The sequence below is a fragment of the Flammeovirga agarivorans genome (assembly GCF_012641475.1).
Classification (GTDB): domain Bacteria; phylum Bacteroidota; class Bacteroidia; order Cytophagales; family Flammeovirgaceae; genus Flammeovirga; species Flammeovirga agarivorans.
In genome coordinates, this window is record NZ_JABAIL010000001.1 from 841,319 (window position 1) to 865,695 (window position 24,377).

The 24,377-nt window shown below is 34.0% G+C and carries 26 protein-coding genes; 17 read left to right on the top strand and 9 right to left on the bottom strand.

Annotation, left to right across the window (positions count from 1 at the left end):
* Positions 1-36: 36 nt before the first annotated feature.
* The 4 genes from HGP29_RS03565 to HGP29_RS03580 all read right to left on the bottom strand — a co-directional run bounded on the left by HGP29_RS03565 (position 37) and on the right by HGP29_RS03580 (position 3,609).
* Positions 37-606, bottom strand: a complete 570-nt coding sequence (locus tag HGP29_RS03565) for a TlpA family protein disulfide reductase (protein WP_168880973.1) — start codon at positions 604-606, stop codon at positions 37-39.
* A 38-nt stretch (positions 607-644) separates the two neighbouring features.
* Positions 645-1,553 carry a gliding motility-associated ABC transporter ATP-binding subunit GldA gene (gene gldA / locus HGP29_RS03570; protein ID WP_168880974.1) on the bottom strand — a complete coding sequence of 303 codons (909 nt, stop codon included), beginning with the start codon at positions 1,551-1,553 and terminating at the stop codon, positions 645-647.
* Between the two features lie 114 nt (positions 1,554-1,667).
* Positions 1,668-3,308, bottom strand: a complete 1,641-nt coding sequence (locus HGP29_RS03575; protein ID WP_168880975.1) for an FAD-binding oxidoreductase — start codon at positions 3,306-3,308, stop codon at positions 1,668-1,670.
* A gap of 31 nt (positions 3,309-3,339) precedes the next feature.
* Entirely contained in the window at positions 3,340-3,609 is a 270-nt protein-coding gene (locus tag HGP29_RS03580) for a SelT/SelW/SelH family protein (protein WP_168880976.1), read from the bottom strand.
* 111 nt (positions 3,610-3,720) lie between these two features.
* On the opposite strand from HGP29_RS03580, the gene HGP29_RS03585 reads away from it, so the two are divergent.
* Positions 3,721-4,788, top strand: a complete 1,068-nt coding sequence (locus tag HGP29_RS03585; RefSeq protein ID WP_168880977.1) for a lactonase family protein — start codon at positions 3,721-3,723, stop codon at positions 4,786-4,788.
* Between the two features lie 68 nt (positions 4,789-4,856).
* Here HGP29_RS03585 and HGP29_RS03590 read toward each other — a convergent pair whose 3' ends face one another.
* Entirely contained in the window at positions 4,857-5,858 is a 1,002-nt protein-coding gene (locus tag HGP29_RS03590; protein ID WP_168880978.1) for an META domain-containing protein, read from the bottom strand.
* Positions 5,859-6,091: 233 nt separating this feature from the next.
* On the opposite strand from HGP29_RS03590, the gene HGP29_RS03595 reads away from it, so the two are divergent.
* From HGP29_RS03595 to HGP29_RS03620, 6 genes are all read left to right on the top strand, one after another.
* Entirely contained in the window at positions 6,092-6,463 is a 372-nt protein-coding gene (locus HGP29_RS03595; protein ID WP_168880979.1) for a hypothetical protein, read from the top strand.
* A gap of 217 nt (positions 6,464-6,680) precedes the next feature.
* The gene (locus HGP29_RS03600; RefSeq protein WP_168880980.1) at positions 6,681-7,589 is read left to right on the top strand and encodes a PfkB family carbohydrate kinase; all 909 of its coding nucleotides are present in this window, start codon (positions 6,681-6,683) and stop codon (positions 7,587-7,589) included.
* 89 nt (positions 7,590-7,678) lie between these two features.
* The gene (locus HGP29_RS03605; RefSeq protein ID WP_168880981.1) at positions 7,679-8,344 is read left to right on the top strand and encodes a TatD family hydrolase; all 666 of its coding nucleotides are present in this window, start codon (positions 7,679-7,681) and stop codon (positions 8,342-8,344) included.
* 34 nt (positions 8,345-8,378) lie between these two features.
* A complete protein-coding gene (locus HGP29_RS03610) occupies positions 8,379-9,098 on the top strand; it encodes a tRNA threonylcarbamoyladenosine dehydratase (protein WP_211093191.1) in 720 nt (239 codons plus the stop codon).
* 124 nt (positions 9,099-9,222) lie between these two features.
* Complete coding sequence (locus tag HGP29_RS03615; RefSeq protein WP_168880982.1) at positions 9,223-9,816, top strand: 1-acyl-sn-glycerol-3-phosphate acyltransferase; 594 nt, start codon at positions 9,223-9,225, stop codon at positions 9,814-9,816.
* Between the two features lie 138 nt (positions 9,817-9,954).
* Entirely contained in the window at positions 9,955-10,773 is an 819-nt protein-coding gene (locus HGP29_RS03620) for a serine O-acetyltransferase (RefSeq protein WP_168880983.1), read from the top strand.
* 84 nt (positions 10,774-10,857) lie between these two features.
* Here the strand turns inward: HGP29_RS03620 and HGP29_RS03625 are convergent, their stop codons facing one another.
* The 3 genes from HGP29_RS03625 to HGP29_RS03635 form a co-directional block, all read right to left on the bottom strand.
* On the bottom strand, positions 10,858-11,394 hold the full coding sequence (locus tag HGP29_RS03625) for a hypothetical protein (protein WP_168880984.1): 537 nt from the start codon (positions 11,392-11,394) through the stop codon (positions 10,858-10,860).
* A gap of 154 nt (positions 11,395-11,548) precedes the next feature.
* Positions 11,549-12,379, bottom strand: coding sequence for a PspA/IM30 family protein (locus tag HGP29_RS03630; RefSeq protein WP_168880985.1), 831 nt, complete (start codon positions 12,377-12,379; stop codon positions 11,549-11,551).
* A gap of 6 nt (positions 12,380-12,385) precedes the next feature.
* Positions 12,386-12,817 (bottom strand): J domain-containing protein, encoded by a 432-nt coding sequence (locus HGP29_RS03635; protein ID WP_168880986.1) that lies wholly within the window; start codon positions 12,815-12,817, stop codon positions 12,386-12,388.
* A 412-nt stretch (positions 12,818-13,229) separates the two neighbouring features.
* Between HGP29_RS03635 and HGP29_RS03640 the strand changes: the two genes are divergently transcribed.
* The 3 genes from HGP29_RS03640 to HGP29_RS03650 all read left to right on the top strand — a co-directional run bounded on the left by HGP29_RS03640 (position 13,230) and on the right by HGP29_RS03650 (position 16,261).
* The gene (locus HGP29_RS03640) at positions 13,230-14,927 is read left to right on the top strand and encodes an AMP-binding protein (RefSeq protein ID WP_168880987.1); all 1,698 of its coding nucleotides are present in this window, start codon (positions 13,230-13,232) and stop codon (positions 14,925-14,927) included.
* Positions 14,928-15,008: 81 nt separating this feature from the next.
* Positions 15,009-15,674 carry an alpha/beta hydrolase gene (locus tag HGP29_RS03645; RefSeq protein WP_168880988.1) on the top strand — a complete coding sequence of 222 codons (666 nt, stop codon included), beginning with the start codon at positions 15,009-15,011 and terminating at the stop codon, positions 15,672-15,674.
* A complete protein-coding gene (locus HGP29_RS03650; protein WP_168880989.1) occupies positions 15,671-16,261 on the top strand; it encodes a phospholipid scramblase-related protein in 591 nt (196 codons plus the stop codon). Before HGP29_RS03645 ends, HGP29_RS03650 begins: the two co-directional genes overlap by 4 nt.
* Here the strand turns inward: HGP29_RS03650 and HGP29_RS03655 are convergent, their stop codons facing one another.
* Positions 16,262-17,164 carry an RluA family pseudouridine synthase gene (locus HGP29_RS03655; RefSeq protein WP_168880990.1) on the bottom strand — a complete coding sequence of 301 codons (903 nt, stop codon included), beginning with the start codon at positions 17,162-17,164 and terminating at the stop codon, positions 16,262-16,264.
* A gap of 300 nt (positions 17,165-17,464) precedes the next feature.
* On the opposite strand from HGP29_RS03655, the gene HGP29_RS03660 reads away from it, so the two are divergent.
* The 7 genes from HGP29_RS03660 to HGP29_RS03690 all read left to right on the top strand — a co-directional run bounded on the left by HGP29_RS03660 (position 17,465) and on the right by HGP29_RS03690 (position 24,353).
* Positions 17,465-19,480 carry a T9SS type A sorting domain-containing protein gene (locus HGP29_RS03660; protein ID WP_168880991.1) on the top strand — a complete coding sequence of 672 codons (2,016 nt, stop codon included), beginning with the start codon at positions 17,465-17,467 and terminating at the stop codon, positions 19,478-19,480.
* Between the two features lie 33 nt (positions 19,481-19,513).
* A complete protein-coding gene (gene ribD, locus HGP29_RS03665) occupies positions 19,514-20,551 on the top strand; it encodes a bifunctional diaminohydroxyphosphoribosylaminopyrimidine deaminase/5-amino-6-(5-phosphoribosylamino)uracil reductase RibD (RefSeq protein WP_235958250.1) in 1,038 nt (345 codons plus the stop codon).
* Between the two features lie 12 nt (positions 20,552-20,563).
* Positions 20,564-21,271, top strand: a complete 708-nt coding sequence (locus HGP29_RS03670) for a DNA alkylation repair protein (RefSeq protein ID WP_168880992.1) — start codon at positions 20,564-20,566, stop codon at positions 21,269-21,271.
* Positions 21,272-21,294: 23 nt separating this feature from the next.
* The gene (locus HGP29_RS03675) at positions 21,295-22,563 is read left to right on the top strand and encodes a bifunctional folylpolyglutamate synthase/dihydrofolate synthase (RefSeq protein WP_168880993.1); all 1,269 of its coding nucleotides are present in this window, start codon (positions 21,295-21,297) and stop codon (positions 22,561-22,563) included.
* 254 nt (positions 22,564-22,817) lie between these two features.
* Positions 22,818-23,174: a hypothetical protein gene (locus tag HGP29_RS03680; protein WP_168880994.1), complete on the top strand. Its 357-nt coding sequence runs from the start codon at positions 22,818-22,820 to the stop codon at positions 23,172-23,174.
* Positions 23,175-23,273: 99 nt separating this feature from the next.
* Positions 23,274-23,522 (top strand): hypothetical protein, encoded by a 249-nt coding sequence (locus HGP29_RS03685; protein ID WP_168880995.1) that lies wholly within the window; start codon positions 23,274-23,276, stop codon positions 23,520-23,522.
* A gap of 204 nt (positions 23,523-23,726) precedes the next feature.
* Positions 23,727-24,353: a DUF4251 domain-containing protein gene (locus HGP29_RS03690; protein ID WP_168880996.1), complete on the top strand. Its 627-nt coding sequence runs from the start codon at positions 23,727-23,729 to the stop codon at positions 24,351-24,353.
* Positions 24,354-24,377 lie beyond the last annotated feature (24 nt).

Genomic DNA, 24,377 nt, shown 5'->3' on the forward strand with positions numbered 1-24,377 from the left:
TCTCTTTGTGCCTTTTTTTTAGTCTAAAATCAGAAATTATAGCGTATTTTCTTTTATCTGTTTTTCAAGATAATTCTTCATCCATTCTAAATGGTACTCTTCATTCATTGCTCCTGAAGTTTTGTCTTTTAGGATTCCATTGACGTAATATAATTGAGTAGGAAAACCAACAATATTAAAATTATCGATTACATATGGCCTTTCTACACTAACAGTTTTATAACCAAATTCGCCATATTTAGCATAATAACTATGAATTAAATCTGAGCTGGATCTACAGATACTTACAAATTTAATATTTGAGTTATCAGAGAAATAGGATGATAATTCTTTCAGGTTCGGTTCTTCCATTTTACACATTTTGCATCCTATAAACCAAAAGTTTAAGACAGTAATACCACTTTCCAGTTCTGAAATTGAAATTGTATTTCCATATATGTCTTTAAGGTTTTCCTTTATTGGGATTTTACTTCCTAATTCAGGACCCATAGGGTATTTACTTTTTTTCTTGTACTTAATCTCATAGTTATCACCATTCTTTTTCAATTGTTGAGCTGTAATTGATAGACTAGTAAGGAACAAAAAGACAAATAGATATAGCTTCATGATAGTTTTTGAATGAAATAGTAAATAATAGCTTTAAGTTATTGAGCCAATTGCTGGAAAATCTCTTCCATAGATTGTACTTGAGTATTCATCTCAATGATTGCTTGATTGTTGGAAGCAGTAGCTCTAAAAATATCACCTCTTAAGTCGAGTTCGTTGGAATAATGAACAATTACAGAGCTGTCTTCAATGATCTCTACTTTATCAACACCTTCAACTGCTTGTAAGAATTGAGCATCCGTAGGGTTTTCGAATTTAAGACTCAAGGATGTTTTTGGACCTAAATGCCTTAAGTTATCGACTTTGTCATTAGCGACCAAATCACCTTTTCTAATGATAACCACTCTATCGCATAGTGCTTGGACCTCTTGCATAATATGAGTAGAAAGCATCACTGTTTTATCTTTACTTACCTTTTTGATAAGTAAACGGATATCTTCTAGTTGAATAGGGTCTAATCCTGTTGTAGGCTCATCTAAGATTAATACCTCGGGGTCATGGATTAATGCCTGTGCTAAACCTACTCTCTGACGATAGCCTTTGGATAGGGCTCCAATTTTCTTTTTTCTTTCTCTAGTAAGGCCAGTTAACTCGATCATTTCTTCGATCTTCTGTTTTTTTTGCTGGCCTTTTAGTTTGTATAAAGATGCAGAGTAGTCCAAGTATTCCCTAACATACATATCTAGGTATAAAGGGTTGTGTTCTGGTAAATACCCAACTCGTTTGCGTACTTCGATGGGATTCTCGACGACATCATAACCACAAACTTGAATACTACCTTCAGTTGGGGGAATATAGCATGTAGCTATTTTCATTGTAGTGGATTTCCCAGCACCATTGGGTCCAAGAAAACCAAGAATTTCACCAGGTTTTGCTTCGAAGCTTATATTGTTGACAGCTTTCTGTTCACCGTAAACTTTTGTTAGTTGATTTACTTTGATACTCATGGTGTAAAAATACAGTTTTTTTGTGTCGTGAGTTAAAGATGTATAGAATCCCGCATCATTTTAGGTGTTTTTTACACTTTTAATCTGAATGATACTGCGGGATCGCATACATGTTTATTGTATAAAAAGGCTTCCTGGATTCATGATATTATTGGGGTCGATCTCTTTTTTTATCGACTCCATCAAGTGATAAGACTGATCTCCTATCTTATTTTTTAACCAAGGAGCTAATGCTCTGCCAATTCCATAGTGATGTGATAAAGCCCCTTTGTTTTTCAAAATTGTCCCTATAAAACCTTTATGAAAATGTTCATAATCCTCTCTTGGAGAAACTTTATCGGTAGGTGTAATCACTGAGAAATATAAATTGACACCATTTTCGTAGACATGTGAAATATTGGCCATACAGATAGTATTAGGTTTGGCTTTGATATAAGTTTTTACACTTTTCCAAAGTTGACCTAGGTCCTTCCAAGTCACTGAAGTTTCTAGAATATCAGTAATCAACCCTAAGTCCATCAGAGGATCTCTCATATATGCACTACTAAAACGAGTTTCTAACCATTTTTTTGCAAACTTATTTCCTAAGTTTCGACCACCACTTTGAGCAGACACAGACTTAATTTTATTGATTACAAAAGATGTGTAGTCTTCGTCTCCATCTACAGAAACATGCATAATACACCTTTCATTAGTTTTATACCCTAATGTTTTGATAGCTCTATCTGAGAATGAACCATTGTACCCATTAATTCTAAAATCGATTTCGGTCTCTTCTGAGTCAGATAATCTAAAAAAATGAGGTTTTCCAAAACCACCTTGAATACAATTTCTCATGGCAAGGCATCCATCTTCAAAGTTCTTGAAAATTATAGATGTTGATTTTGAATGTTTCTGCTCATACTTTCTAATGCTGATCGTTACTTCAGAAATGACTCCTAATGTTCCTTCTGCTCCAATAAATAATGACATCACATCATACCCTTGAGAAGTCTTCGGGTAAATTTCATTAGAATATGTACCTGTAGGAGTTACGACCTTTAGTCCTAAAACGATATCTTTGATCGTCCCGTAACCCGTAGATCCCAACCCTACGCCATTAGAACTGACCCAGCCTCCAAGTGTTGAGAACTCAAAAGATTGAGGGAAGTGACCACATGTGTAACCTCTTTTATTGAGATAGTTTTCTAATTCTGGTCCGCTAATTCCCGCTTGAGCTGTAACCGTTAAGCTTTCCTCATCAATGGAAACAACCTTATTTAAGTGTTTATTGATATCAATGGCAATACCGCCATTATTGAAACCAATATTTTTACTCATGGACGATCTTAAACCATGAGGGATAACGGTTAATTTCCATTCCTGACATTTTTGAATAATTTTTTCTAACTGTTGATGATCGTTAGGTGAAACAATAATATCTGGCGGATAGTGAACAATACCTTTTCGAAGACTGACGAGTTCACCATAATTTTTCCCTGCACTATGTTGTGCTCTTTCAAAATCTGATGTACCAATATTTTCAGCTCCTACAATTTCAGTAAAGGTTTTTACATAAGAAGGTAAGAGGTTGATTTCTTTTTCAACTTTTACTTCTTTTTCCCCTGGAAGAAAAGTAGGTAAAGTAACTTCAAGAGCAGGAATACCTGTGTAATCTTGAATTACTTTTTTAGTATTTTCATTTAATGAAGCTTCCACAGTCGGGTTCCCCCAACGTAGAACCTGTCTGTATGTTTGTCTAAAAGCAGATTTCATTTTCTACTATAAATGTCAATTACTGAATGTGTTATCTGTCGGAATGACCTAATGATCTATCTGGCTCAACAACATCTCTTATTTTTTGTTTTACTGCTTTTGGTTCAGGAAAACCCGATTCTTTTCTATCCCAGACAAGTTGGTCATTTACAGAAATTTTAAAAACTCCCCCATCAGTAGGGATCAAGCTTACTTCTGAAACTTGTTGATGAAAAGTATAAAGTAACTCCTGAGTCATCCAAACAGCTCTAGGTGTCCATTGGCATAACGTACAATATTCGATTGTAATCTTAAATTTCATAAAAAGATGATGTTGTTAGTCGACAAATTGATCCTATCAATATAATATCCACAATTTAAAAAAATGTTTTCCTTATTTTTAAGTATTCTCAATTTTTTAATAAACGAAGAGATGAAGAAAAAACTAATGACAGTGTGTGCTATGCTTTTAGGTGTAAGCACGTATGCCCAAGACTTTTTAGTTGGAACTTATACGAAAGAAGGATCAGAAGGAATTTATAAAGTACATTTAGATGCAAAAAATGCTACACTAGAGATGAAAGGTGTTGCAGCAAAATCTGTTCAGCCATCTTATGTAGCTTATTCAAAAGATAGAAAATTTGCCGTAGCTGTGAATGAGACAGACGGTGGAGAGATAAGCTTATTTACTGTTGATAAATCTACAGGTGACCTTACTTTTGTCAATAAAGTGCCATCAGGAGGAGCCCATCCTTGCCATGTTTCACTAGATGGTAATAATACAGTCTTTGTAGCCAATTATTCAGGAGGTAATGTTGGGGTGTTCCAGATTAAAGATGGTTTACTGACTCCTTTCCATCAATTGATTCAATATGAAGGTGAAGGACCAAATAAATCTCGTCAGGAGGCTGCTCATGCACATTTTGCAAATTATGATTCAAAGCTTAAAAAGACATTTACTGTAGATTTGGGGTCAGATAAAGTTCATATCTATAATGTAAAGGAAACAAAGCTTGAGGAAGTACAGACATTAAGTACTCCTGCAGGTGGTGGGCCTCGTCATCTTGTTGCTCACGGTAATATATTGTATGTTCTTAATGAACTAGAGGGAAAGATTACAATCTATATTACCAATGAAGAAGGGCAATATAAAGAGCTGGCCAATGTATCTACATTACCAGAAGACTTTAAAGAGTATAATACATGTGCAGCTATTAAAATGTCTAAAGATGGAAAATTTTTATATGCCTCAAATAGAGGACATAATAGCATTACAATTTTTAAAGTGGACAAAGGATCGGGATTAATTGCCAATATTGGCTATCAAGATGTGCAAGGTAAATCTCCGAGAGATTTTACATTATCTCCAAAAGAAGACTTTATTGTAGTTGCCAATCAAGATTCTAATAACCTTTCCTTATTTGAAAGAAATAAAAAAACAGGTTTACTCGAATTTAAAACTATTCTAGAAATGAGTATGCCCGTTAATGTAGTTTTCTAAACCAGAAAATGATAACAAAAAAGCCCAACCTTTTACAGTTGGGCTTTTTTTATTGAGTGGGTGAATAATTATTTTCTTTTTGCTTTAATTATTACTTGTTGTCCTGATAATAATTGCAACTCACCGTCTACAATTTTGTAGTTATCTACAAGATCCATTTTTGCAAAAAATGCTCCTTCAACATTATTGTCTTGACACATTTTTCTTGTGGCTGCTAATGGTCCCATTTTAATAGTAGTTGAATAAGCATCCATAGTTACTTTTCCATGAAAGTTATTACAGCTACCTGAACCAGAAATTTCACCTTTATTTGTAATGATAAAGTTAGGAATGTGCCCGTTGAAATCATCAACTCCTTCAATAAATGACACTTCCCAGTTTCTAAAGAAATTCATATGGTTCACACCTTTTTTAGCAGTAACTAAAACTTCATCATCTTTCTTTAATGTCAATACATCATCAGAGATATCAAAAGCATTAAAGTTTTCTAATATTTTACCAAGTGCTCTTTCATTTTCAGCTACTTCTTCACAGAACATCATAGTAGACATAAATGGGCCTGACTTTATTGTTCCGTCTTCAGCATTGTATTCCATACTTCCACCAAGGCCGTTGCAACCGGCAAAACCATTGATTCTGTTTTCTGAAGTATCAAAATTAATGTATGTGATTAATGGGTTAGTCTCTTTTCCATTTAAAGTGGTAATTACCCAAGTACCGTTTAATAGAGGGTATTTGTTTTCCGTTTTCTTCACTACTTTCACTAATTTATAATGTAATGATGAACCGTCTGCTGGAGGGTTGTCAACTTGAGAAACAGCTACATTTAAAACGTATTCATAGCCTTCTTCATAATCAAAACCTTCAATTGAACCGTAGAAATTACTCCATGTGGTAGCATCACCTTCTTTAATTTGTAAACATTCTTGAGGGCCAACACCAACACAATCAGCTTTTTGAGGACCAACTGTAATTGTTTTATGTTGTGCATTAGGTTGTTTTGATGTTGCGCATGCAGATACTAATGCAGCGAGGAGTAAAATGAAATTGTATTTAAGTATTTTAGTCATATAAACATGTAGTTTGTTCTGATATTGATTAACGAGTCTTTTAATTTTTTTGTTCGATCTTTTACTAAATCACATAATAAAAGTATGTAACTAGTTGATATTTAAAATATTACCTTGGGTTAATTTAAGTTAAAAATATCAGTTTTTACAAAACCAGAAAAAAATTATTATTTGAATTGTTCATTTCGTATTTTCAATTGTCTTTTAGAAAGAATTAGAATAGAGACGTGTGTATGACAATCAAATTGTTATTATTTAGGACATTACTATTATCTGCTGTGACTTTTCTTTGGGGTTGTGAAACGGATGAAGAATCAAAAGTAACTGCATGTAATAATGAATATATTTCCGCTCAGTTTTTAGAGTATCGAAATGTAGTAAGAACTGCAATTTCAGATAAAGACTGTGAGTTAATTCAGGATGAGTCTGAAGATATTTTAGACTTCTTAAATGAAAACTATAATTGCCTTGTGATCTATTTGGTATTAGATGAAAACAATAATATATCAAATGATGATGAAGCTATAGAACTTCTTGAAGAGGTGAAATTGGAGCTAGAAGCTTTGGAATATAGTTGCGATGTAGAAAACTTCCCAACTTTATAAATAGAATATTGTAAGGAGAAATCCGATTATTTAAAGTTATCAACAAGATTGATTAATATTAAGACTGTATTACTGTAAAGAGGTGGTACAGTCTTTCTTATTTTCAATGTTTTATGTTTAAATTTGTGAGCTTTTAGAAATTTTTATCAATGTTATGAATACAATGAGCAATTTTTCTAATCAACAATTGAAATACATTTAGACTTAAATAATAAAGATGAGTTTATTAACAGTAGGTTCAGTAGCTTTTGATGCTATCGAAACACCTTTCGGAAAAACAGATAAAATTATTGGTGGAGCTGGTACGTATATCACTATCTCTGCTTCTTTCTTCACGAAACCTGTAAAAGTAGTTGCAGTAGTAGGTGATGACTTTCCGAAAGAGTATATCAGTACATTAGAGCAACAAGGTGTTGATACTGAGGGATTACAAATCAAAGAAGGTGAAAAAACTTTCTTCTGGGCTGGTAAATATCATAATGATATGAACTCTCGTGATACATTGGTTACTGAATTGAATGTTTTAGAACATTTTGACCCAATTGTTCCTGCTAACTACCAAGGTTCGGAATATGTAATGTTGGGTAACCTTTCTCCTCAAGTACAATCTACATTAATTGAGCGTTTAGAAAACAAACCAAAGTTAGTTGTATTAGACACAATGAACTTTTGGATGGATATCGCTTTAGAAGACCTGATGAAAACGATTTCTATGGTAGACGTATTGTCTATCAACGATGAAGAAGCTCGTCAATTATCTGGTGAATATTCTTTAAGAAAAGCAGCGAAGAAAATTATGGCTATGGGACCAAAGTACTTAATCATCAAGAAAGGTGAGCATGGTGCTTTATTATTCCATGAGGATAAGGTATTCTCTGCGCCAGCATTGCCATTGGAAGAAGTATTTGATCCAACAGGTGCTGGAGATACTTTTGCAGGTGGCTTTATTGGTTATTTGGCAAAAACAGATGATATCTCATTTGATAATATGAAAAAAGCAGTGATTTATGGTTCAGCAATGGCCTCTTTCTGTGTTGAGAAATTTGGTACAGAACGTTTATTAGAAATCACTGAAGCAGATTTAGAAGCAAGAGTAAAAGAATTTGAAGAGTTAACTAACTTCTAATATATTTTACTTGAAAATATAGAGGAACATTGCAATGCGGTGTTCCTTTTTTTATTTTCATTTTTTAAGTAAACCATAATTCAATTCGCTTGAAATATTTTAACGCTCATAGTCATTTTCCTCAAAATCATGATGAAGTATCTGTTTGGAATCAATTTATTCAACATTCTTTAGTAACAGATTCTTCACAACTTATTTCATCAGGAATTCATCCATGGCATATCAATGAAATAGATGTTGAGTGGTGTTTGCGACAGTTGGAAATAGATATTGATAAAATAGATGCTATTGGAGAATCAGGTTTGGATAGAGTAATTACAATTCCATTTGAGCTACAAAAAGAGATATTTCTTGAGCATATTAAGTTATCTGAAAAGTATAATAAACCACTGATAATACATGCCGTTCGTACATATCCAGATATTATTCAATTAAGAAAACAGGAAAAGTGTCAGCAGCCATGGATTGTACACGGTTTTACAGGAAATCTACAGTCCGGTTTACAACTTATTAAAAATGGATGTTATCTATCTTTCGGCAAAATGCTGATGAACGGACATAAAAAAACAGTAGAAACATTAAAGTGTATAGATCCAAAATATGCACTATTTGAGACTGATGACGACAAAAATCTTACTATTGAAGAATTGTATACTAAGGGTGCAGAAATTTTAACGATTGAAAAAGAGCAATTGAGAATAGAAAAAATGGAAATAGCCAAGGAGTTATTTCCCAAAATTGAAGGACTTCTTTAAATTTGCCCGTCAAAAAATATACTTAAACATTATTATGGGACACTGGCAGGAAAGAACAGAACTTTTAGTTGGACAAGAAGGACTTGATAAATTAGGTAATGCTCACGTATTAATCATTGGAGTAGGAGGTGTTGGTGGTTTTGCCGCTGAGGCTATTGCAAGAGCAGGTGTAGGTAAAATTACAATTGTTGATGGTGATACTGTAGAACAATCGAACAGGAACCGTCAAATTGCTGCTTTAATTAGTACAGACAATCAACCAAAAGCTTCTGTAATTGGTAATCGAATTAAAGATATTAACCCTAACGCTCAATTAGAGATTAGAGAGGAATATCTTGACGGTGAAAATATTGAGGCCTTACTTTCAGCACATCCATACGATTATGTTATTGAATGTATCGATACTCTTCAGCCAAAGATTTCAGTGATTGAAACTGCCATTTCAAAGAAACTACGTATTATTAGTTCAATGGGTGCTGGTGGTAGAATGGACCCTACGCAAACAAAAGTATCTCGATTAAAAGATTCTTACAACTGTAACCTTGCCAAGATGATTCGTAAAAGAATCAAAGCAAAAAGCGTAAAGCGTAAGTTGAAAGTGGTGTTCTCACCAGAATTAATTGATAAGAGTAAAGTAAAAGAAGTGAATGGTGTGAAACACAAAAGATCTACGATAGGTACCATTTCATATATGCCAGCTGTTTTTGGTTTGACTTGTGCTTCGGTCGCAATTAGAGACATCGTAGAGAATTAAGAATAATTAGTAAAAAAACTTTTCAATTTTGTCACAAATACAAGACCGGCAATGTTTAACTAATGTATCTAGATACATTAGAAATACTAAACCATAAGCATCACGATATAAGTGATAAACTAGAATGATAAGATTAATTTTTCGATTCCTTTTTTGGTTCAACGGATGGAAAATCAAAGTGGACCATATCCCATTAGAAACCATGAAGCGTAGCGTTTTCTTGGCGGCTCCACATACTTCCAACTGGGATGCTGTTTATATGGTTTCAGCTATGCGTCAGATTGGTATTAAACTAAGGTTTGCAATTAAAAGAGAGTGGATACGTTTTCCTCTGAGTATTGCTATTAAACCTATGGGAGCCATTGGAATCGATAGAAGACCAAAAACCAAAGGAGCAGAACGTCTTAGTATGGTAGATGCTATGGCCAACTTGTTCGACGAGAACGAAGAGTTAGCATTAGTAATTCCTCCTGAAGGGTCGAGGTCATTAAGAACTGAATGGAAGTCGGGTTTCTATTATGTAGCCTTAAAAGCCAAAGTTCCTATCTTATTAGCATACTTAGATTTTGATAAAAAGATTGGGGGAGTAATTGAGGCATTTATGCCGACAGGAGATTTTGAAGCGGATATGAAACATATCACTGAAGCTTATAAAAAAGCTGCTCCAGCACCAAAGTTTCCTGAATTATTTTCTTTAGATCAAAGATATATCGACTAATTAATTCCATAGAAATAATTGTCTTTTGAGAAGTTACCTTATTAAAATGGGGTAACTTTTCTGTTTTTAGTAGAATAATTCTAATATTGTATAAACTAAGCTCATAACGAGAGAGGGGAAGGTTAACTTGAAAACACTATGGATAACATCAATAAAGATATCATCGCACAAATCAATGAATATAAATGCATGTTTCAGATGCCATCCAAAGCGAAGGCTGAGGAGTTTGTAGATGATTTATTTCGTTTTCTGTTTCCAGTAGTTTCTGGAGTAGAACAAGGATATTATGCAGCAGAATTGGCATTAATTCGATTAAAAGGAAAGTTACAAGAATTATTTTTGCCTATTCGTGATCAGTTTGAAATAGGTTGTACGAGTGCTACAGAGCGTTTTTTTGATGCTTTACCAAGTATTCATGCTCAGTTGATTAAGGATGCTCAAGCAATTTTTGAAGGAGATCCAGCTGCCAAGCATATTGAAGAAGTTATTTTAGCTTACCCAGGTTTCTTTGCTGTATTCGTACATCGATTAAGTCATCAGCTTTACAATTGCCAAGTGCCGATTGTACCTCGTTTATTTTCAGAATATGCGCATAGTAAAACCGGTATTGATATTCACCCAGGGGCAACAATTGGAAATAACTTTTGCATTGATCATGGTACAGGGATCGTAATAGGTGAAACTTGTATCATCGGTAATAATGTAAAGATTTACCAAGGAGTTACTTTAGGTGCGTTGAGCGTAAGTAAAGATTTAGCAAAAGTCAAAAGACACCCTACAATTGAAAACAATGTAGTGATCTATTCTGGAACGACAATTTTGGGAGGAGAAACTGTAATTGGTGAGCATGCTATTATTGGAGGAAATGTTTGGTTGACAGAAAGTGTTCCTGCATTTGCTAAAGTGTACAATACTGCATCTGTAAGTGTGCGTCATAAAAAGGAAAAAGCTCAATAAACAGAGTGAATTCTATATATAAAAGGAAAGGTATTGACCTAGAATTAGGGCAATACCTTTTTTTGTTAAGCAGTCGGATCTTTATTATCTATTACCACAGTATTCTAATTCACCAAGGGCATTGTTTAAGCCATCTACACCATTATTAAGGTGAGATATTGCTAGATGAATATGGTCTATGGCATAGTTTAAATGAGAATGAATCTCGTCAACATCATCTGTATAGTGAGCCGTTGATAACGTACTCGTTACTTTTGTGAAACCATCTTTTGCTTCAGTGAAAGAGCCGTGTGCATTATGGGAATGACTGGATGCCACTTCACAATGATCGATAGCTTGTGATTTAGCACTATGCGTTTCATCTTTTGCATAATGAGCATTCCGCATAGCAGCTTCTACCTCTGTTTTCGCTCGGAACATGTTTTCTCGTATGCAATCAATAGAGTGACAATCGAAAGCCTCACTTATAAAATGGAGAGCTGTTTCAGCCCCTTCATGAGAGGATTGATAGTAATCGTAAGCTTCGTTAATGTCCGTGACAATCACATGGTGTTGTGCAATTGAAAAATGAGTGCAGAAAATTAGAGCGAAGGTAGTTAAAGGAAGTAGTATTCTTTTCATAGGTTATTTGGTTTAATAGTAAAATAACAAAATGAAAGATGGTTTGGTGCCTTTTATTAGAATAATGCAATTTATTTGTTGCTATTTTTCTAAAGTTATTCTCTAAAAATGAGAGGTATTAAAAAAGCCACTTCTTTTGGAAGTGGCTTTATATTTATGATTTATTTTTTAATTGCTCTTTCAATTTATCTAATTCTGATTGTTCAGAAGAAGAGGATGGAGGAGCTTGTTGATTGGTATCAGATTGTGATGAAGTATCTTGGTTTCCTTGTGCCAACCTTGCTTTTAATTTATTCAATTCATCAGAAGCCCCGATAGAAGGAGTACTTCCAGGAGCAATCCCTAATGCCTGATCAATTTCAGAATCAACAGATTGATTGGCCAATTGTGCGATATCACTATATGAATCTGCCAATGCTTCTTTTTCTTCAACTTTTTGCTTCATTTTCTCTAAACGAGCAACAGTATTTGAAGAGTCGATATTTGATAACTGTTTGTTCAACTTAGCAGAGGCATCGCTTACGGTAGCTCTTGCTCTTAAAGTCTTTAATTCATTTTCCCAATTAGAAATCTGTGACTTCAATTGTTGAACATTGCCTTCCATTTTTTTCAACATGCCACCATAATTATCAATATTCTTTTGATTAGCGGCTGCTCTCTGAGCATATTGTTGTTTTCTTTCTAACGCCTGTGTTGCTAAACGATCAGCTTCATCAGAATCTATTTGACCATTACTAGCTCTCTGAACTAATAAAATTGCTTTTTGCTCAAAATCTTTTGCGTTTCTATTGTTCGCCTCAAACTCCTTCTTCTCACGAATAGTTAACGCTTTTACTTCGGCTAATCCTTGCATCGATTTAGAAAGGTCAGCTTTCAAATCACGTATCCCTTGTTCCGTTTGTTTTATTGGGTTTTCTAATTTATCAAGAACTGAATGAGTTTCAGCTTCAACTATACCAAAAAGTCTTTTTAACCATCCAAACATATCTATCTATTTTTTATATTTTTTTTCAAAGTAATTGTAAGCCTCATTAATTTCCAAAGTAACCTTTTGGGCCATTTCCTGTTTCTTTGGATCGCTAGTATATAAATCAGGGTGATATACTTTTACAAGTCTTCTATATGATTTCTTAATTGTAGCAAAGTCATCACCTGGTTTAACTTCTAATGCATTGTAATGTTTTTCTTCTACAGTAGGTTCGGATTTTGGTGCTTGATATTGCTGTTGGTAAGTATCCTGATAGGAGTAGTCCTGGTAATCTGTATTTGTTGATTTATTTTCTTTTATGATCTCATCATAATATTTCTGCCATTCTTTTTTAAACCCATCATCATCTTGAAATAGGTTTTGAAAGACAGGATTACTTTCTATTTGATCATTAATTGTAGCTTTTAATATATTCTTAAAACGGTCTACTAACATCTTATTAATAATGATAATTTATTTTGACACTCTTTCTTTTAGTGACTAAAGATTTTCCTGATAGCTCAGTTTATCTAATAATACTAAAAATAATAAGGGTTTACTCTATTTCACGAAATAAATTGAAAAAAGATGTGCTTTTTCTAAATAAATTTAAAGTGAATGAATTTTCATTTATTTTTTGAGAATTATATTAGTACGTGTATATTGTACGATTATTAATTCAAAGTAATGTAAATCGCCTCAAACTTTAGATTCATTACGTAATTATTTAAACTTTAACTACTAAATTTGGTCTAGTACAAAAGTGCTTTATGTCCCTTTGTAAAGACAAAAATTATGAGTAGCTTTTTATTACTATTACTCTAAATTCACTGTGAACACTGAAAAAGTTTTTAAAAACAATATAGAAATGGAACAAAACCGCCCTTGGTATAAACATTACGCAGATTTTACTCCTCAGGAGATCAATCCTGATAACTACCAATCGTTGATCGCATTATTTGATGAATCGTTTAAGAAATTTGGAGATAAGATTGCCTATGAAAATATGGGGGGCAAGCTTACTTATAATGAAGTAAACAAGCAGTCAGAAAACTTTGCCTCATACTTACAAAATGTCTGTGGAATGCAAAAGGGAGACCGTATTGCTATTCAAATGCCTAACTGTCTTCAGTATCCAATTGCTATGATTGGTGCAATAAGAGCTGGAATGGTAGTGGTCAATACCAATCCATTATATACTGAAAGAGAAATGCTTCATCAGTTCACAGATGCTGAAATTAAGACAATAGTAATTGTAGCCAACTTTGCTGATAAATTACAAAACATTAAAGATAAGGTTCCAACGCTGAAGAATATCATCACAACTGAGTTGGGTGATTTATTAGCATTTCCAAAGAACTTGATCGTAAATGCAGTAGTTAAACACGTCAAGAAGATGGTGCCATCTTATGACTTACCTACAGCCGTAAAATTCAAGAAGGTTTTAAAAGAAGGAGCAAACTTTTCTTACAGAAAGCCTACACTTACAGGTAAGGATAATGCTTTCTTACAATATACAGGAGGTACAACAGGGGTAGCCAAAGGAGCTATTCTTACGCATAGAAATATTGTTGCTAACTTGGAACAATCGAACGCTTGGTTGCAAGGTGTTCTTAATGAAGGAGAGGAAATTGTAATCACAGCATTACCATTATATCACATCTTTGCACTTACAGTAAACTGTATGACAATGATGAAGATTGGGGCAAGAAATGTCTTGATTACGAACCCGAGGGATATGAATGGTTTTATCAAAGAGATTTCAGCCTATAAATTCTCGATCGTTACAGGTGTAAATACACTATTCAACGGCATGTTGAATCATAAAAAATTCCCTGATTTAGACTTCTCAGCATTAAAAGTAACCATTGGTGGTGGTATGGCGGTACAACAAGCTGTAGCCAAACGATGGGAAGAAGTGACAGGTTGTACTTTAGCTGAAGGCTATGGTTTAACAGAGACATCTCCAGTGGTTTGTGTACATCGCCTAGATAGCCCAAAAATTGGTACTATCGGTCTTCCATATCCATCAACGGATGTGAAAATTATGGATGAAAGTGGAGTAGAAGTAGCCATCGGAGAAGTAGGTGAACTTTGTGTTAAAGGCCCACAAGTGATGAAAGGTTATTGGAAAAGAGAGAAAGAAACTGAAGAAACTTTCTTTGACAATGGTTGGTTGAGAACAGGAGATATTGCAACGATGGATCACCATGGATACTTCAAAATTGTAGACCGTAAGAAAGATATGATTCTTGTGTCTGGCTTCAATGTTTACCCTAATGAGGTAGAGGATGTATTAGTAATGCATGACGGTGTGCTTGAATGTGCAGTAATTGGAGTACCTGATGATAAGTCTACAGAAGCAGTAAAATGTTTTGTTGTGAAAAAAGATCAACATTTAACAGCGGAGGCTTTAAAAGATTTCTGTAAGCAAAACCTTGCAGGGTATAAGGTACCAAGACATTACGAGTTCAGAACTGAATTACCAAAAACGAATGTCGGCAAGATCTTAAGAAGAACGTTAAAAGAAGAGGAATTGGAGCGTACAAAAAAGGCGTTACATTAATCTTTACGTAATATGTATAATTGAAATGATAAAAAGTCATTCTACTTTTGGTAGAGTGACTTTTGTTTTAATATAGGTAGTATGGAAAACCAAAAAGAATGGGTGAGTATAAAAATGGACGCACCGTTTTATACTAATGGAAATCAATCGGAAGAAACTGAGCATCTTTGGTTTCTTTTTCATGGATACGGACAACTGGCAGAGCACTTTATGAGACGCTTTGATATCGTTGATCCAAAAAAACATCATGTAGTTGCATTACAAGGCTTATCTAGGTTCTATTTAGACAATAAGTATGAAAAAATTGGAGCTTCTTGGATGACTCGAATGGAAAGAGAAAAGGACATTATTCATCAGAAAAGATATATTGATGAAGTGTATTATGACCGCCTTTTCAATACTAAAGCATTTGATGTGAAGAAAAACTTTTTTGCTTTCTCTCAAGGGGGAGCAACACTGATGCGATGGTTAAAAAATACTCAGCCAGAAGTGGATTCGATTGTCATGTGGGGAGCTGATTTTCCACATGAACTGAGTCCCGAAGACTTTTCTTTTCTAAATGAAGAAGTCAACCTCATTTATGTAATTGGAGAGAATGATCCTTTTCTTGAAATGATCAAGTTAGAAAGGATTAAAAAACTATTGAATGATTTAACTTGTAATACAGAAATTGTTACCTTTAAAGGAGGACATCATGTACACCGTGAGACACTTCAGAAAATAATAAACAAACTATATAGTAAATGAACTCACTCTTAAATAGAAATACGTTCTTTGTAAAAGAACATGTTGGGATGTTTAAAGCAGCGAACAACTACGACATCTACGATCCAGAAACCAATCAAATTATCCTTGAATGTAGAGAAGATAACCTAGGCTTTTTTACTAAAATCTTAAGATTTACAGATTATAAAACACTTACTCCATTTGAAGTGGAGATAAGAACACCACAAGGAGAAAAAGTACTAACAGTAAAGAGAGGAGTATCCCTTTGGCTATCAAAAGTTGAAGTATTCGATGAAAGAGATCAGTTAGTAGGATATTTCAAGCAAAGATTCTTCAGTATTGGAGGTAAGTTCGAAGTTTTTGATCCAAATGATGTATCACTTTGTATGTTGAAAGGAAAGTGGACTAGTTGGGATTTCAGATTTGTTAAAGATGATTTCGAATTTGCTCATGTATCTAAAGAGTTTGCAGGTATCATGAAAGAAATGTTTACTACTGCAGATAACTATGCTTTAGAAATCAATCCAGAAGTACCAGAAAACCATCCATTACGATTATTAATACTTGGTGCAGTTATGTGTATCGATATGGTATTAAAAGAAAGGTAATTAATCGTTATTGTACTTGTCCCACATTTTTGTTTCACGCAGTAGAAGCTTCTCAAACTTGTCAGGTTGAGGAGCTTTTATTGTTTGACGCTCCTCGTAGATAGGATGAATAAATGAAATCTCTACTGAAGATAGGAATAGTCCTTTGCCCTCAATGATATTTCCTTCTTCTCCATACTCTTTATCACCTACAATAGGGTGCCCGATGGACTGCATATGTCTTCTGAGCTGGTGTGTTCTTCCTGTATGTGGAGATAATTCTACAATAGAAAGGTATTCAGATCTTAAAGAAGGAATATATGAAATACGGGAATATGAACTATGACAAGCTTTGTCATCTAATGGAATCTTAATGTCTCCATCCTTTTCAATTTTTCCCATAACGACAGCATGGTACTTTTTCTTTATGATTTTGTCTTCAAATTGTTGTCCGAGACTTATTCTAGCTTTTCTTGTTTTGGCAATCAGTAAAACACCTGATGTCGGAGCATCTAAACGATGGCAGGGTTTAGGCCAGGGCATCGCATCGATAACATCACTAGGCTGTAAATTATATTGTAAAGCGTTTTCAATGGTTTTAAACTGATTTCCACTAACAGGAATACCGGCAGGTTTATAGACTACAGCTAAGTATTCATCTTCAAAAAGTACTTTTAGCTCTAATTTAAATTCTTTTGGAGGTGTAGCTTTTTCTTCAAGAATCTCTATGTTCTGTTGATCAATAGCCCACTCAGCTCCAGTAATTGGAGTACCATCCAATAGGACACGTTTGTCTCTTAACGCTTTTTTTAAACCATTCCTTGAAGAGATGACATTACTATTTGATAATACGTAGTCAAATAAACGTATAGGTTGATCATCTAATAACTGAATAATTATATTTTCAAGGATATTTTTTGCCATGGTAAATCAATGTGGATCTGAAAACAATATCACAAAACTAAGAACTAAATAGTATTTGATATCTTAAAAAAATGAATTTATTATCGAATAATCATTTACAACTTCAGAATTGAATACAATAAAATTGTTATCAAAGCATTTTGTTTTATTGAAATAATACAACCAATTATGCTTTCAATGATGTAAAGTTAAGAATAAAGATGATTTTCGAGATTTTTTCCTTAGTAGACCCTACATCTTGGAACTTTTAAGTTTGAAATTTCCTGCATAGATTATTATTACCCAAAACAAGTGACTACTATGAAAAACCTAATTACCCATACGATTCTTATTGCATGCCTATTCTTTTGCCACACCACTAATGCATTAACTTATTATTCTACAGGTTCTGGAACTTTCCGAGCTGACGATATGTGGTCGTTAACCACTAATGGTGAAGTCAAATTAACTATTGATTTTGATACAGACCAGTCTGCACATACGTTTGTTATTCAAGCGACTCATTCTTTTCCTTTTCCTTCATTTGATACATCTATTGGAAATCTAATTGTTCAAGGTAACCTTAATTCTGCACCTACAGCAGGAGTAACATTTAATGTAGCTGATTTAATAGTTACGTCAGGAGGATTTGTATATCTAAATGGAAGTAAATCAATTAATTTTAATGTTGATAATGTTTTTATCAATGATGGTAGTTTCTTCTTCTTGAACAATACCTCTATAGTTTTCAACCAAGCTAATTCAACATCCTATTTTTTCAATAATTCAAGTTTTTTTAATATCGCAGCAGCAGTTATTTCGAGTAGTACTATCCTGAACTATAATTCTGCTGATAATGGAACCTTAGTTTTAAGAGCAGATGAAACAATATCTGAATTTTATAGCCAAACTATGGTTATCGAAACTGGTAAAAATATCTTAACTGTTAATGGAGACTTGGGGACAGGAATTACTATTACTACAGGTAGTGACGCTACTCCAGCCAATAATGGTAGTATAGTCTTTTCAACCAATGCTACAGGTACATTTAGTATGACCAACCCGACAACAGATAAAATTAATAACCTTACCATTAATACAAGTGATACAGTCACCTTAGGTACAGGAGCTATTATAGCAGGAACATTGTATTTAACGGATGGTTTTTTAAAAGCTACGAGAACATTATCTATCGAAGAAGATGCAACTATCGATGGGCAGGTGGTGAGCTCTAGTATTTCAAGTGCTGAAAGTGGAGGTAGTGCATCGTCTCATATTATTTGTAGTGGCAGTGGAAATGTTAGAAAAGCGTATGCAGCAAATGCAGCAGCCAACTTTTATTTAATGCCTGTAGGAGATGGTACGTCTATCCATGAAGCAGGAGTTTTAAAAGATGCTCTTTTTAAAGATGATGGTTTCACCGTTTCGGCTGCTTATTTCGATGATGCTTATTCTGATACCGATATTGAGACTAGTTTTGCCAATACTAATCCTGAAGTTTCATTAAGTACAAGGGAATACTATGATGTTAGTGTATCATCAACAGGTAGTTTATCAACGAACCCCTTTAAAGTATTAATTCCATTTGATGCCGGATCTGGTGTAGCGGAAAATAAGATATCAACTTCATCTATTTATATGATGCATTATAATGGAGCAACTTGGGAGAGTTATGGTGTAGCAACCCATTTGGACCTTGGAGATTCTGAAGACAATGTTGGGTATGTATATGCCAATGCAGAATCCTTTAGTCCATTTACTTTCGGAGGAGATAATAGCAATCATGACCTACCGGTAGAATTAATCTCTTTATCAGCAGAAACACACGATAATGGATTAACGCTAGAATGGGAAACGGCTACAGAAATAAATAATGACTATTTCGAAATCGAGGCATCTTCTGATGCTAGAAATTATCATGTACTGGGAAAGGTTTCAGGGCAAGGTAATTCCAATGTAAGTCACCAATATTCTTTTGAGGTGAATCAAGAGGATGCGAATGCGTATCATATTTATAGATTGAAGCAAGTAGACTTTGATGGAACATACAGTTACTCAGATATTGTGCAGGTAAAAGCTGTAGACCATCAAGGACTATCCGTAAATATTTACCCCAACCCTGTTCGAGATCAATTAAATTTAGAGTTCAATCACTTTAATACTTTAGATCAGGTAATAGAAGCAAAAGTATATAATAAACATGGTCAGTTAATCGAAACCTTAGACCTTGATCATCTAGAGTCAATTAATGTCAATCAATATACTTCTGGTATTTATATTCTTCATTTGAAAACAAAATCAGGAAAAAATCAACATCATCGTTTTTCTGTACTGTGATAGTTACCTAAATTCGCTGTAAAGAATATTAGGATGGAAGAGAAGTACATGCAGCGTGCTTTGCAATTAGCAAAGTTGGGAATCGGAAAAGTGAGCCCTAACCCTATGGTAGGAGCCGTTATCGTATATAATGATCAAATTATTGGAGAAGGATATCATCAGCAATATGGAGAACCACATGCTGAGGTAAACGCTGTTGCATCAGTTAAGGAAGAAGATCTATCGAAGTTGTCATCATCGGAAATGTATGTGACACTCGAACCATGTAGCCATTACGGAAAAACACCTCCATGTGCTGATTTACTGGTTAAGCATAAGTTTAAGAAAGTTATAGTTTGTAATCTTGATCCTAATCCTTTGGTTGCCGGACGAGGAATCAAGAAATTGGAATATGCTGGGATTGAAGTGAAAACAAAGTTCCTTGAAGATGAAGGTTTCGAGATCAATAAACGCTTTTTTAAAGCGATGACGTTACAACAACCCTATATTTTATTGAAATATGCTCAAACTGCTGATGGTTTTGTAGCTAGAGAAAACTTTGATTCAAAGTGGATTAGTAATCAATACTCCCGTCAGTTAGTACATAAGATGAGAGCTGAAGAAGACGCGATTATGGTAGGTCGTAATACTGCTTTTTACGACAATCCTACATTAAATGTAAGAGATTGGGCAGGAAAAAACCCGTTGAGAGTGGTCATTGACAGACACTTGAAGCTACCTTCTTCTTATCATCTTTTTGATCAAAAAATTCCAACAGTAGTTTATACTTTAGAAGATAAAGAAGACATTGATAATGTCACTTATGTTCAATTAAAACAGGATACTTTTTTTGAAGAATTACTTCATGACTTGTTTCAACGAAAAGTACATTCATTAATTATTGAAGGTGGAAGTACAACACTAGACCAATTTATTGCTAAAGGTTTATGGGATGAAGCACATGTTTTTACATCATCATCACAAAAATTTAAAAAGGGAATAGCCTCACCAACCTTACAGCATGCTGAAAAAGTGAGCCAACAAACTATTATGGGTGACGATTATTCGATATATTATCGTATTAAAGATTAAATCGTTGTCGGTATGAATAAGAATGAAGTGATGGATGCTTTATACCAATTTGGTAATGAAGGCACCAAATCCATTTATATTAATCATGGAGCAAAAGAACCTTTTTTTGGTGTAAAAGTAGGCGATCTAAAAAAGTTACAGAAAAAGATTAAGGTGAACCATCAGTTGGCTTTGGAACTTTATGCGACCGGCAACTCTGATGCTATGTATTTAGCAGGTATGATTGCAGACCCTAAAGTGATTACTAAAGAACAATTACAGGATTGGGTAAAAAATGCCTACTGGTACATGCTTAGTGATTATACCGTCTCTTCAGTTGCTGCAGCATCACCGCATGCTTGGGAGATTGGTTTGGAGTGGATTACATCATCAGAAGAATTTATTTGTAGTGCAGGATGGAATACTTTAGCTGGGTATATCAGCATTAAAACGGATGAAGATATTGATTTAGAGAAAGTAGCATCGTTAATGGAACAAATAGGTGAAGATATTCATACTTCACAAAATAGAGTAAGATATAGTAAAAATGGATTTGTGATAGCTGTAGGTAGTTATATTTTACCGTTATCAGATTCAGCTTTAGAAGTGGGGCGTAAAATTGGCAAAGTGTCTGTTAATATGGGCAAGACAAGTTGTAAAGTACCCTTAGCTGAAGAATATATTACAAAGGTCCGTACTATGGATCGAGTAGGAAAAAAGAAGAAATCAACAAGATGTTAGTCTAACATCAAAGAATAATATCAATGACATATCAAGAGACTTTAGATTTTTTATTTGCACAACTTCCAATGTTTCAAAGGGAAGGAAAAAGTGCGTTTAAAAAGGATTTAACAAATACTATTGCATTATGTAAGGCATTAGGTCATCCTGAAAAGAAATTTAAATCCATCCATGTTGCAGGAACTAATGGTAAAGGTAGTTCATCTCATTTAACAGCATCTATCTTACAGGAAAGTGGGTTAAAAGTAGGGTTGTATACCTCTCCGCATTTAAAAAGTTTCACTGAAAGAATAAGAATAAACGGTTTAAATATCTCTGAGCAAAAAGTGATTGATTTTGTCGAGGAGATAAAACCTATCATTGAAGAAGTTCAACCTTCATTTTTTGAATTAACAGTAGCGATGGCTTTTGATCATTTTGCAAAAGAAAACGTAGACGTTGCTGTTATAGAAGTAGGATTGGGTGGTCGACTGGACTCTACCAATGTAATTTCTCCAGAAGCTTGTCTGATTACCAATATTGGTCTTGATCATATGGATATGTTAGGGACCACTTTAAGACAGATCAGTAAAGAAAAGGCAGGGATTATTAAATCAGAGACTCCCGTAGTTATCAGTCAAAAACAAGTAGAAACCTCTCCAATATTTTTAGAAGTAGCTCAAGAAAAAAATGCACCATTAATTTTTGCAGAAAATCATTTTTCATGGGATGTAAACAACCTTCTGAAAGATGGTAAAGAATATCTTCATGATGTAGAAATTGGAGTGAAAGGTAATTATCAACGCCATAATGTAATTGGTGTAATTGCATTAATGAAGGTTTTAAATGACCATCAGTTATTCAAGGTTACTTCTGATCAGATCTCGCTAGGGTTAAAAAAAGTAGTTGAGAATACAGGTTTAAAAGGTAGATGGCAAATACTACAACAGTCCCCTAAAGTCATTACAGATGTTGGGCACAATGAAGATGGATGGAAATTCGTTTTAGGACAAATTGCAGAAGAAACTTTTGAAAAACTACATATCGTTCTTGGTGTCGTAAAAGAGAAAGATCTGCCCAATATGCTATCCAAACTACCTTCAAATGCATATTACTATTACTGTAAACCCAATGTACCAAGGGGATTGGAAGCCAAAATTCTAGAAGAAGAGGCTAAGAAACTAGGTTTGGAGGGAATTCGCGTAGACGATGTTAACCAAGCCATTGTAAAAGCAAAAGATCAGGCGAATGCTAATGATTTGATTTTCATAGGTGGTAGCACTTTTGTAGTGGCAGAAGTTAATGAATTGTAATTAAATCAGTTCGTTAAACATCTTTTAACGTATAAATGTATGCGAAAAGGATTCTAAGTAATAGATTTGCCTCGCAATTTAATAATAGTTGACTTGTAATTAGTTGATTATTATATGTTTAACCAACTTTTAATTATATGATTTGTAGAAATTTATTCTACATTTTGACTTTAGTTTCTACCTTATTTCTTTACTCATGTGATAAAAAAGCGATTGATGCTACTAAACACGATCTTGTGTTTGAAAAAATAATCATGAGCGAACCAGTACAGGTAGAAAGTGGTGAGATGATTCAGTTTATGGATTCAATGATCTTAAAATTGGACATCACAGGAAAAGAAGTTAAAGGAACGTTTGACTGGGTTGTATCTGAAACAGACCGAAAAGAGGGGACATTAGTAGGAACAATTGAAAATGATTTGATAAAAGCAATATATTCTTATTCAGATCATGGTCTAACAGTAAAAGAAGAGAAATATATCAAAATCGAAGATGAATACGCTTATTTTAGAATAGGTGGGAAAATGAGATTAAAGGATGGTGTGTACATCTACACAAGTGATAATGATCTCAACTATGATTTTGGTTCAAAAATTCCAAGAAAATATTAAATGATAATATGAAGACAAAAAAGAGGAACAGTATTTTGTTCCTCTTTTTTGTCTTCAGAAAACATTTGTACATTTGCGAGTAATCTAAATTATTATACCATGGATGAAAATATGATCGCAATGCAGTTTGCGAACGCAATAAATACTGCAGAAAGCGAAGCACAAATTGTTCAGATGATGCAAGGTGCTTTTACTATGTTACAAACAATGAATTTACCAGAAGAAAATATCAAAGATATAGCTGGTAAAGTTTCAACATTTTTAGAGACACTAGAAGTAGAGGCAGGTTCACAACCTGAAAAAAATAAAGCTCAGGCTGTAAAAACTCTTGCGGAACTTATTGGCTAGAACCGCAATTCAGAATATTATTAAGGGTATAGGGTAATTCAATTATCTTATACCCTTATTTTTTTGATCTATGGTAAGAAAGTGCTTGTTTAAACTCAAATTATTATTTTCTTAACGAAACGAGGGTCAATTTATCATTTTTTAAGTTGTCATCTACGTATTATTAATTGTCATCTTAATAAGAATAATTAAAAGGTTATCGATATGAAAAACAACATCACCCATCGTCAAATCATATTATTCATTGCAATGATATTAAGTTTCTCTTTTGCTTCGAATGCTTATACTTTTCAGGAGGATACAACACTTACCAAGAAAGAATTAAAGGCATTAAAAAAAGAACAAAAGAAAAAAGCGAAAGAGCAGAAAAAAGCAGAGCGTCAAGCTTTGGAAGAAATAGCACATAATGCAGCGGTTGTGGCCATAGATAGTCAGTCGTTTGTATTAGAAGCCAATCAATTATATGATAGAAGAGGACGAACAGTAAACGTACAATCCAATATTAACTTCCTAAAAGTAGAAGGAGATGTTGGAGTTTTACAAATTGGATCAGCTTACTTAATTGGTTGGAATGGTGTAGGAGGTATAACAGTTGATGGTCGAATTTCAGACTGGAAAGTAGAAAAGGATGAAAAGACCGGTAGAACGAAAGTTTCCTTCAACATTATGGGAACAACACTAACAGCAAGAGTTATTTATGATCTAGATGGATCTGGCAACTTTTGTAATGCAACAATAAATGGTGTCTTCAGTGCGGGACAGCTTAAAATGCGTGGCGTGTTAGTACCAAATAATCAGAGTAGAACATACGAAGGTATGATAAGATATTAATCCTACTTGGTAGGATACCCAGAA